Below are 10,376 nucleotides of genomic sequence, written 5' to 3' on the forward strand. Positions count from 1 at the left end.
ACCCGGCGTGGTGATGACGCTGCTGATGCCGTTCGCCGCCTATCTGATCGCCGAGCGCTTCGAGTTGTCGGGCATTCTGGCTGCAGTCTCAGCCGGCATGATGATGAATTACGCGAGCATTGTGAATGTCGGACCGGTTTCGTCGCGAGTGCGCGCGAACAGCACGTGGACGATGATCGAGTTCGTGTTCAACGGCATGGTGTTCATTCTCCTGGGATTGCAGTTCCCGCACATTCTTGGCCGGGCGTTGCTCGACGCGCACGAAACCGGCGACGCGCAGGTGTGGCTGCTGATCGGCTACATCGCTGCCGTGGCGGCGGCGCTTTACGCGTTGCGCTTCGTATGGGTCTGGCTGCTGCGCTGGTTCGCGAGCCGCGGCGCGGCGAAGCACGGCGTGGTGAACGCCGTGCCGGGGTTGCGCACGGTCACAGTGACGACGGTAGCTGGCGTGCGTGGCGCGGTGACGCTGGCGGGTGTGTTGTCGCTGCCCGAGGTGTTGCCGGGCGGTGCGCCGCTGCCGGGGCGTGACCTGGCGATTTTCATTGCGTCGGGCGTGATTCTTTTATCGCTGCTGGTGGCGGTGGTGGCGTTGCCGTTGTTGTTGCGGGGCTGGCGGCGGGGCAAGGATCCGCATGCCGCGGAGGAAGCGCTGGCGCGCACGATGGCGGCGCAAGCAGCGATTCGCGCGGTTGACGAAGTACACGATACCGACTGCGCGGATCTGGATGAGTCGGCATCGGCATACGCGGCGGATGTCACCGCGCGAGTCATGGACATTTACCGACGACGGCTCGCCACACTAGAAGACGAACAGGAGCCACGTGAACTGGCGCGCCGTGCCGATGCGCTGGAATTCCGGATGAAGTTGGCGGCGATGCGAGCCGAGCGGAAGGTGCTGCTTGCGCTGCGCAATAGTCAGGAAATCAATGACGAGACGTTGAACAAGCTCATGCGCGAGGTGGATCTATCGGAGACGGCGCTGACCGTGCGGAAGCGATAGAGGTAGCAGTAGCAGTCAGCGTCGCGACGCGGCGATGGCCTTTCTCTTGATCGCGTGATCTCTCAATCACAAAAGAAAAGGCCATCGCCCAGGTCAATCAGGCCACCGGCCCCTGCGCCGGCTTCCTTCTCAGGAGCGCGTACAAAATGATCGCGCCAAAGGTCGCGGTACCGATCCCGCCGAGTCCGAACCCCCCGAGCTTCAAGGAAAAATCCCCAGCCCCCAGCACCAGCGTCACCGCCGCAACGATCAAATTCCGGTTGTCGGAAAAGTCGACTTTATTCACGACCCAGATGCGTGCGCCGGTCACGGCGATCAAGCCGAACACGACGATCGACACGCCACCGAGCACCGGCCCCGGAATGGTCTGAATCACCGCCCCAAACTTCGGCGAGAAGCCAAGCACAAGAGCAATAAGCGCGGCAATAACAAACACCAGCGTCGAATAAATCTTGGTGACGGCCATCACGCCGATGTTCTCGGCGTAAGTCGTCACCCCGGTGCCGCCGGCAAAGCCAGACAGAATCGTCGCGAGTCCATCGCCGAGAAATGCGCGGCCGACATAGCGGTCGAGATTCTGACCAGTCATCGCGCTCACGGCCTTGATGTGCCCCAGATTCTCAGCAACAAGAATCACCGCGATCGGTGCGAGCAAGGTCATCGCCGGCAGGTTGAAAACCGGCGCTGTGAAGTGCGGCATGCCGAACCACGCAGCGTTCGCCACAATCGCGAAGTCGATCGGCTTACCCATGCCGAGGCCATTCGTGACGATCGCGTAAATCACATACGCCATCAGCAAGCCGACCAGAATCAGCAGACGCTGCAGCATGCCGCGCGCAAACACCGCGACCGCGCCGACGCACAGCACCGTCACCAGCGCCATCCACGAGTCGAAGTTGCTGCCGCTCACGCCATGCACCGCAATCGGCGCAAGATTCAGCCCGATCACGCAGACGATCGCGCCCGTCACCACCGGCGGCATGAGTGTTTCAATCCATCGGGTACCAACGGCCGACACGATCAGTCCAATGATCGCGTACACCACCCCGCATGCGATGATCCCGCCCAACGCCACCGGAATGTTCAGGTTCGGACCGTGGCCGCCATACCCCGTCACCGCGATCACCAGACCGATGAACGCGAAGCTCGAGCCGAGATAGCTTGGCACGCGTCCGCCCACCAGTACGAAGAACAGCAGCGTGCCGATCCCCGACATGAAGATGCACAGGTTCGGATCGAAGCCCATCAGCAATGGCGCAAGCACGGTCGAACCGAACATCGCAACGACGTGCTGAATGCCCATCGCAAACATCTGCGGCCACGCGAGGCGCTCGTCGGTGCCGACAATGCGGCCCTCGGCAGCGTCCGGCTGGGCGCGCCAGCGTGGGAAATAGGAATCGGCCATGGCGGGGGTTCTCCTCTGTCGGCGTTATGGTGGACGGCGCAGCAATCGGCGCCGTCCGGGAATTACGCGCGAGTGTACGGAGAGCCACCAGGCCTGGCAAGGGCGGCAATAAACGCGCAAAGTCCCCTCATCATCCACGCCGCGCTTCCAGCGAGAACACGGTGACCGCCGCTTGCAACTGCCTCGCCTGGCCCGCCATCGACGCCGCCGCGGCGGCCGCCTGCTCGACCAGCGCCGCGTTCTGCTGGGTCACGTCGTCCATCTGGGCGACGGCGCGGTTCACTTCCTCGATGCCGGTGCTCTGCTCCTGCGACGCCGACGAAATCTCACCCATGATGTCGGTCACGCGTTTGACCGCATGCGTGACTTCCGCCATCGTCTGACCGGCCCGCTCGGCCAATTCGGCGCCACTGCCCACGCGCGCTGTCGAGCTCTCGATCAGCTCCTTGATCTCTTTGGCCGACACCGCGCTGCGCTGGGCCAGTGAACGCACTTCCCCCGCCACCACTGCAAAGCCGCGGCCCTGTTCACCGGCGCGCGCCGCTTCAACCGCTGCGTTCAGCGCGAGAATGTTGGTCTGGAACGCGATCCCTTCGATCACCGCGATGATGTCGGTCATGCGCTTCGATCCGGCGGCCAACTCACGCATCGTTTCGACCACATCGCCGACCAGACTGCTGCCGCGCGCCGCCACTTCCGACGCGCCATGCGCGACGCCGCCCGCCTGCTGCGCATTTTCGGCATTCATCTTCACCGTCGACGTCAGTTCCTGCATGCTGGACGCGGTTTCCTGCAATGCGGCAGCCTGCTCTTCGGTGCGTTGCGACAGATCGGTATTGCCCTGCGCGATCTCGCCCGAGGCCATCAGAATCGATTCGCTCGACTCGCTGATGCCCGACACGATGCCTGCCAGCCGCTCACGCATGTTGTGCAGTGCGAACAGCATGCTGTCGGTATCGCCCGCACGGGTGTCGACGCGCACGCTCAGGTCGCCATCTGCGATACGGTTGGCGATGTGCATCGCGTAATCCGGTTCGCCGCCGAGCTGGCGTGCAAGGCGTCGCGCAATCACCGTCGCGAGCAACATGCCCGCCGCGATCGCGCCCAGCACCAATGCGAGCATCACGACGCGCATGTGCTGATACTGAGCGCTCGCCTCCTGCTGGGCGTCGTTGGCTTGCTGACGACGATAATCGATCAGCGCCGTAATGCGATCGCGCAGCGCCTCGCTTGACGCAATCGCGCGGCGCACGAGTTCGTTGTTGTCGACGCCGGCGGGAATCGGCTCGAGGCCGATCTGCTGATGCACGATGCCCTCCCACACAGCCGACTTGCGCAGCACTTCGTCGAACATCTCCTGACCCTTGCTGGTCGCGATGGTCGCGCGATACTGGTCGTAGGCGCCGTGCATCTCCTTGAGCGAAGCGACGATGCTGTCCTTCAACTTTTGGCGGCCGGCGTCATCGGCTGCGTAGCCGAGATTCGCGGCGGCAAGATCGGAATCGATCTTGTGGCGATTCGCCTCTTCCATCCAGTAGAGGCCGTTCATGTGCTGGTCGCAGATGGTGTCTGTAATGTCATGCATCGACGACAACGTCTTCAGCGAAGTCCCGCCGATCACGACGCAGAACCCGATCACAACGGCAAACGCCAACAGCAGCTTCCTGAATACGGTCATGCGGTCGAACCACTTCATCTCACAATCCTTCATAAGTCCTGAGGGGACGCTCGCGCCGCTGCGCCATGGCGAAATATTTCGCGTTTTTTTCGGATACGAGGCGACGCTGCCAGCTCTTTTACGGCGGCGATAACAAAGACTGAAGCAAAAAATGGCGGGAATAACCGGGACAGGATGATGTAAGCAATGTCTGGCAAACGGCCCCGGATCGCTCAGTCAACCTGCTTTGCGCGTCGGCGCAGTGATTGGGATTTGTCTGATATTTGAAAGCGGGTCGAACTCTTAAACTTTGTTTGCTGCGTTCATCTCCATGAGTAAGCGCACGCGATGTTGTTGTAACTCTCCGACTTTCCGCTCACGCTCCCCCGGCGTGAGCGGCTTTTTTTTGTCCATACGTTTCGTTGGCGTGCGCACTCGCCAGTGCGCAGTCGAATTACGGATGCGTGACGAACGCACCGTTGGCAAGACGCAACGTGTGATTGCGCACGTCCTCTGGCCATGCCGCGACGATACCCTCAAACCGCGCCCGATCGTCGGCATAGAGCGCGCGCGTAGCATCTTCATAGTCAGGCAGGTTGCCGGCGAGCGCGGTCATGAAGCGATATACCGCTTCTTGCGCTGCGCGTTTGCGGCCCTTGTCCTCGCCCGCAAGCCGCGCAGCTTCGACCAGTTTGCGCAGCGCAACCGAAGCGCCGCCCGATTGCCCGTTGAGCCAGTCCCAATGACGCGGCAGTAACGTGACCTCTCTTGCCACCACACCGAGCTTGGGACGACCGCGGCCACGCGGCGCATCGCCCTCTTCGGCGCCTGCGGTTGGTTCGGGTTGCTCGCCGGGCGCCGGGCTTTCCAGCCGCGCCAGAATCTCTTCAGGTGAGCCGCGCAAATCAAACTCGACCGCACGACTGGTGATGTCGTCGAAAATCAGCACAGGCGCCTGTTCTCCGCGCGCCAGCACCTCTCGTACAGCGAGCGCCACCTCGGAGCAGGGACCCGAGGCGATACGGCGGTATCCCTCGAAGGCGGTGCAGGTAGCGGGATGGGTGGTCATGACAAACTCCAGAAAGATGAATTTGTCGAATTATACCCGGGTATAAAATAGATGCAACATATTACCCGGGTTAAATTATCCGAAGGACTCAGCCCATTCGCGCGCCTCAACGCGTCGGCGACACCACCGCACTCTGCCGATGCGTCCGCGCCGCCACCGGATAACACAGCACGCGGTTGCGACCGGCGTCCTTGGCCTCATAAAGCGCTTCGTCCGCGGCGTTGACGAGCGCCCGGCTCGTTGCGAATACCTGGCTCCTGGTGCACGCAATGCCGATGCTGACCGTCAGCACATGGTGCGAGCTCGCGACATGGCGAAGTTCGAGCGCCTGAACCTCGGCGCGAATTTTCTCGGCGATGGTCACCGCCCCGGCCTGGTCAGTATCCGGCAGCAGCACGGCGAATTCTTCACCGCCGTAGCGCGCAGCGGTATCGCCCGGGCGCCGCACGCTTTGCCCGATGCAGCGCGCCACGGCGATAAGTGCGTCGTCGCCGGCAGAATGGCCGTAGAGATCGTTGAAGCCCTTGAACGTGTCGACGTCGATCAGCAGCATCGACAACGGCCAGCCGTTGCGTTGCGCGCGGCGCCACTCCTCCTCCGCATGTTCCTCGAAGGTGCGGCGATTGTTCAGGCCGGTCAGCCCGTCGGTGCACGCCAGCACACGCAACTCTTCTTCGGCCGCGCGGCGCTGCCGCAGTTGTTGCGAGAAGAGGACGGCGAGCGCGATGATCGCGAGATCGAGCGCCGCGATCAGCGAGCCGATGATCCACGCGCGACGCCGCCATTCCACGTAGATATCGTGCGTCGAGAGCGCGACATCGAGAATCAGCGGATACATATCGATATGGCGAAACGCGTACCAGCGCTCGACGCCGTCGATCGCCGCCGTGCCGAAGAAGTCCCCGCTCGGCTGGTCAGTAAAGCGCGAATAGTTCGACGTGCCGGTCAGATTGAGACCGATGATCTTCGCATCGTAGGGGCGCCGCATCAGCATCGTGCCGTCGCTCAGCATCAGCGCCATCGAACCACCCGCACCGAGATTCATGCCGGCGAACAGATGCCTGAAGTAAGTGAGTCGCATCGTGCCGACCACCACGCCGCCGAAGCTGCCGTCTGGCCCCGAGATACGGCGGCTCAATGCAATGCTCACGTCCTTGCCGGCTATCTTGGGCTGGAAGGGATGGCTGACATACAGGCCAACATTGGGAGAGTCGCGCTGAACCTTGAAGTAATCGCGGTCGGCGAGATTGACTGGGCGCGGAGGCGTTGATTGCGAATCGAACATGACGTTGCCGGCTGCATCGACGACGAGAAGCGAACCCAGGTCTTTTGCGCTGGCGGAGCCGTCGAACAGCACCATCTGACGAATCGCCGGCGGCAAGTCCAGCACCCCGGGTTGTTTCAGGCCGTCCATTACCGCCCGTAGCGACAGGTCGTAGATCTCGAGATTGCGCGACACGTCGCGCTCAACCAGCAGCGAGACGTTGAAGACGGAATCCTGTGCGCGTCGCAGCGCGTCATCGCGCATCTGCGCCAATACCCACACCGCAATCGCGAGGATCGCACTGGCCAGCACAAGACTGATGGCAATCACGATGTTCGGTCGGCGCGTCACCATGAGCTTTTCATTCGAGCATGCGCTGACCCCACGCGCGTGAAGAAATTGGCCGCGCCCGGAAGGCGCGTCCCGTGAACCGCTAGCCTACCAGACGCTGAGGCGCGTCAAACGAGGGAACAGACCAGTTTTTTGGCGGCCTGCGCGAAAATTTCAACGATGGCGTGCCTCATGCCGCGGCCGCCAGCACTGGCGTGGCGCCGGCGTCCTGTTTCCGGAACGGCACGGAGCGCAGATGACGCGTCCGCAAGCGTGCCCGGAAAAAAGTGAAGCAGGGTGTGACCGTGACGGCCGCCCAGGCGCTCAGTTGGCGTGCAGATCGAGCGCCGGCTCGGAAGCGGCGCGGCTGAGCCCGCGGATATCGGCGACCTCGAGCACCGCTTTGGGGGCGCCATGGCGCGCGACCTCCAGCATCGCCTGGCCGATGTCTTCGGTGCTCAGGATGTAGTTGGGGAAAAGCGCACGCAGGCATTCGAGGCTCGTCAGAAGGTCATCTGTTCACGCGGCGGCCGCCGGAGCACGAAATGAAAATGTAATTAAATGTTTTCATGCTGCGCCCAAATATATTCGAACCTCTGGGAAGAGACGCTTTCTTCGCGCATCGCGTGCAAGCTTGGCAGAGAAATACCCGCGATTCCTTAAGTACATGAGAATCCGATCCGATAACCGGTAAATGGGATACCTATTTGTTGACCGACGCTCGACGCGTTTTTAACGATGCGTTGACGGGAGGCACGAAGGGTAAACCGCGCGGGGCTGCCGGGATGATCGGCAGCCAGATAGACGCTCCCATACCTGGACCTGAGAGTCCATTGCGAACGCTTTAACGTTTCGTTATTGGAGAAAAAAAATCGTGGCACTCAAGAACCTCACCATCAAGACCAAACTCATTGCCGGCTTCGGCATGCTGTCTTTTATCGTCGTCGTGGTTTCCGGCCTTTCCCTGAAGGCGCTGAGCGATTCGACCGATGGGTTTTCCAACTTCGTACGCGGAATCAACGCACGCGCCGACATGGTTGTGCAAGTTCGAACCGCTGTCGACCGCAGGGCGATCGCGGCGCGCAACCTCGTGCTCGTGACCAAGCCTCAGGACTTCGAAATAGAAAAAGCCGATGTGACGCGCGCACACGAAGACGTGCAAGCCGACCTGAAAAAGCTCAACGACATGATCGCTAACGCGACCGATACGACGGAGAAAGCACGCAGCCTTGTCGCGGAGATCAATCGGGTCGAATCGGCTTATGGTCCAGTGGCCGCCAACATCGTCAATCTCGCGCTTACCAACAAGCGTGACGAGGCGGTCGTCGAAATGGACAATCATTGCCGGCCGCTGCTCGCCGCGCTGATTCGCGCGACCGACGCGTATGCCGACTACACGCACACGCGTCAGGAAAAACTTATCAACGAGTACGCGACGCATTACGAGAACCAGCGCAATCTGCTGATCGCGATCTGCTTCATCGCGTTAGCGCTTGCCGTCAGCGCGTGCGTGGTGATTACGCGCGCGGTGACGGGGCCGCTGCGTTTTGCGATCGACGTCGCGCGCACCGTGTCGGAAGGCGATCTGCGCACGCGCATCACCGTCGACGGCCGCGACGAAACCAGCAAACTGCTGAGCGCCCTGCGCGAGATGAACGAGCGCTTGACGGCGATCGTTGGACGGGTGCGCGACAGCAGCACCAGCATCGCCGGCGCGGCGCGCCAGATCGCCGCGGGCAATATGGACCTGAGCCAGCGCACTGAGCAGCAGGCTGCTTCGCTGCAGGAAACCGCTGCCAGCATGGAGGAACTCACCTCCACGGTTAAGCAGAACGCCGACAACGCGCAGCAAGGCAGCATGCTGGCTGCGAATGCTTCGTCGGTGGCGCAAAAGGGCAGCGAGGTCGTCGGTCAGGTGGTGAACACGATGCACGACATCAGCGACAGCTCGGCCAAGATCGCGGACATCACGGGCATCATCGAAGGCATTGCGTTCCAGACGAACATCCTGGCGTTGAACGCGGCCGTTGAAGCCGCACGTGCGGGTGAACAAGGGCGGGGCTTCGCGGTGGTTGCGAGCGAAGTCAGAAGTCTGGCTCAGCGCTCTTCGAGCGCGGCAAAGGAGATCAAGGACCTGATCGCCAGCTCCGTGGACAAGGTCCGCGACGGCTCGGCGCTTGCTGGCGAGGCGGGCAAGACGATGGCCGAAGTGACCCAGGCCGTCGCACGAGTGACCGACATCATGTCGGAGATCGCGGCGGCATCGACTGAACAGAGTCGCGGGATCGAGCAGGTCAATCTTGCGATTACCCAGATGGACAACGTCACGCAACAGAATGCAGCTTTGGTGGAGGAGGCAGCGGCGGCGTCGCGGTCGATGGAGGACCAGGGACAACAGCTGAATGACGCCGTGGCGTTTTTTCAAGTGAAAGATGCTGCGCGCGCGGTAGCGGCTGCTCCTGCCCGGCGTGAAGCACCGCGGCGCGAGGTGACGGCTGCTGTTGCAGTTGCCCCGAAGCGCGTTGTGCGGGCTAAGGCAGTCGCACCGGTTGCTGAGCCTGCTACTGCGGGTGCGGGCGCGGCTGCGGGTGCCGATGACGGGTGGGATAAGTTCTGATCGGAATCTTTCCGACGACGCGCTCGGAAAGGTGTCGCGCTCCCACGTGACCAGCACGCGGGAGCGCAGTTCATCTCGACGCGGCGCGTCGTCTTCGGTCAGTCCGTCAGGCGGTCTTTTCCGAAGCGACAGGGAACGGCAGCGACTGAATCCGCCTGCCGGTGGCCGCGAAGATCGCGTTCGCTACGGCCGGCCCGACCGGTGCGACACCCGGCTCGCCGACACCCGTCGGCGCTTCGCCCGACTGCACGATATGCACCTCGACTTTGGGCATCTCGGCGAACCGCAGCACCTGGTAGCCGTCGAAGTTGTTCTGCTCGACCTTGCCGTCCTTCAGCGTGATCGCGCTGTGCAACGCCGCGCCCAGACCGAAGCCAATACCGCCTTCCATCTGTGCGGCGATGACGTCGGGATTGATCGGTGTGCCGCAATCCACCGCACAGACGACGCGTTCCACTTTCACGTTCCCGTCCTTATCGACGGAGACTTCCGCGACCTGCGCGACGAACGTCTTGAACGCCTCGGCCACCGCGATGCCGCGCCCGCGGCCTTTCGGCAACGGTTTGGCCGGATCCCAGCCCGCTTTCTCCGCGGCGAGTTCGAGCACGCCCCGCATGCGCGGTTCGTGCGCGAGCAGATCGCGGCGGAAGACGAACGGGTCCTTGCCCGCGGCGTGTGCGGCTTCGTCGATGAACGCCTCGACCGCGAATGCCGTGTGCGAGCTACCGACCACCCGCCACCACAACACGGGCACGCCGGTCTGCGTGGTCGTCAGTTCGACCGAGATGTTCGGAATCGCGTAGGCCACGTTAGCGGCCCCCTCGACGGACGTCCCGTCGATCCCGTTCTTGACCATCACGCTCGCGAACGGCGTGCCGGCAAGAATCGACTGACCGACGATGCGATGCCGCCAGCCGACGAGCTTGCCGTCGGCGGTCAGGCCAGCGTCGAGCTTGTGGAAGTACATCGGCCGGTAGAGGCCGCCGTGGATGTCGTCCTCACGGGTCCACTGCAGCTTGACCGGCGTGCCGTTC

7 protein-coding genes are annotated in these 10,376 nt (G+C 62.5%); 2 read left to right on the forward strand and 5 right to left on the reverse strand.

Annotated elements, in window-relative coordinates:
- On the forward strand, positions 1-1,000 hold a 1,000-nt coding region (locus VFE81_RS01585; protein WP_325042916.1), incomplete at its 5' end, for a cation:proton antiporter.
- A gap of 97 nt (positions 1,001-1,097) precedes the next feature.
- Here the strand turns inward: VFE81_RS01585 and VFE81_RS01590 are convergent.
- The 4 genes from VFE81_RS01590 to VFE81_RS01605 all read right to left on the reverse strand — a co-directional run bounded on the left by VFE81_RS01590 (position 1,098) and on the right by VFE81_RS01605 (position 6,749).
- Positions 1,098-2,405 carry a solute carrier family 23 protein gene (locus VFE81_RS01590; protein WP_325042917.1) on the reverse strand — a complete coding sequence of 436 codons (1,308 nt, stop codon included), beginning with the start codon at positions 2,403-2,405 and terminating at the stop codon, positions 1,098-1,100.
- A 130-nt stretch (positions 2,406-2,535) separates the two neighbouring features.
- Positions 2,536-4,101, reverse strand: a complete 1,566-nt coding sequence (locus tag VFE81_RS01595) for a methyl-accepting chemotaxis protein (RefSeq protein ID WP_325042918.1) — start codon at positions 4,099-4,101, stop codon at positions 2,536-2,538.
- Between the two features lie 415 nt (positions 4,102-4,516).
- On the reverse strand, positions 4,517-5,131 hold the full coding sequence (locus tag VFE81_RS01600) for a DUF2239 family protein (protein ID WP_325042919.1): 615 nt from the start codon (positions 5,129-5,131) through the stop codon (positions 4,517-4,519).
- 106 nt (positions 5,132-5,237) lie between these two features.
- Positions 5,238-6,749 (reverse strand): diguanylate cyclase, encoded by a 1,512-nt coding sequence (locus tag VFE81_RS01605; protein ID WP_325042920.1) that lies wholly within the window; start codon positions 6,747-6,749, stop codon positions 5,238-5,240.
- 901 nt (positions 6,750-7,650) lie between these two features.
- On the opposite strand from VFE81_RS01605, the gene VFE81_RS01610 reads away from it, so the two are divergent.
- Positions 7,651-9,342, forward strand: coding sequence for a methyl-accepting chemotaxis protein (locus tag VFE81_RS01610; protein WP_414695537.1), 1,692 nt, complete (start codon positions 7,651-7,653; stop codon positions 9,340-9,342).
- A 106-nt stretch (positions 9,343-9,448) separates the two neighbouring features.
- On the opposite strand, the gene VFE81_RS01615 is transcribed toward VFE81_RS01610, so the two are convergent.
- Positions 9,449-10,376: xanthine dehydrogenase family protein molybdopterin-binding subunit (locus VFE81_RS01615; protein ID WP_325042922.1), on the reverse strand; the 928-nt coding region annotated here is incomplete at its 5' end.

The organism is Paraburkholderia sp., from assembly GCF_035656215.1.
In the GTDB taxonomy this organism is placed as follows: Bacteria; Pseudomonadota; Gammaproteobacteria; order Burkholderiales; family Burkholderiaceae; genus Paraburkholderia.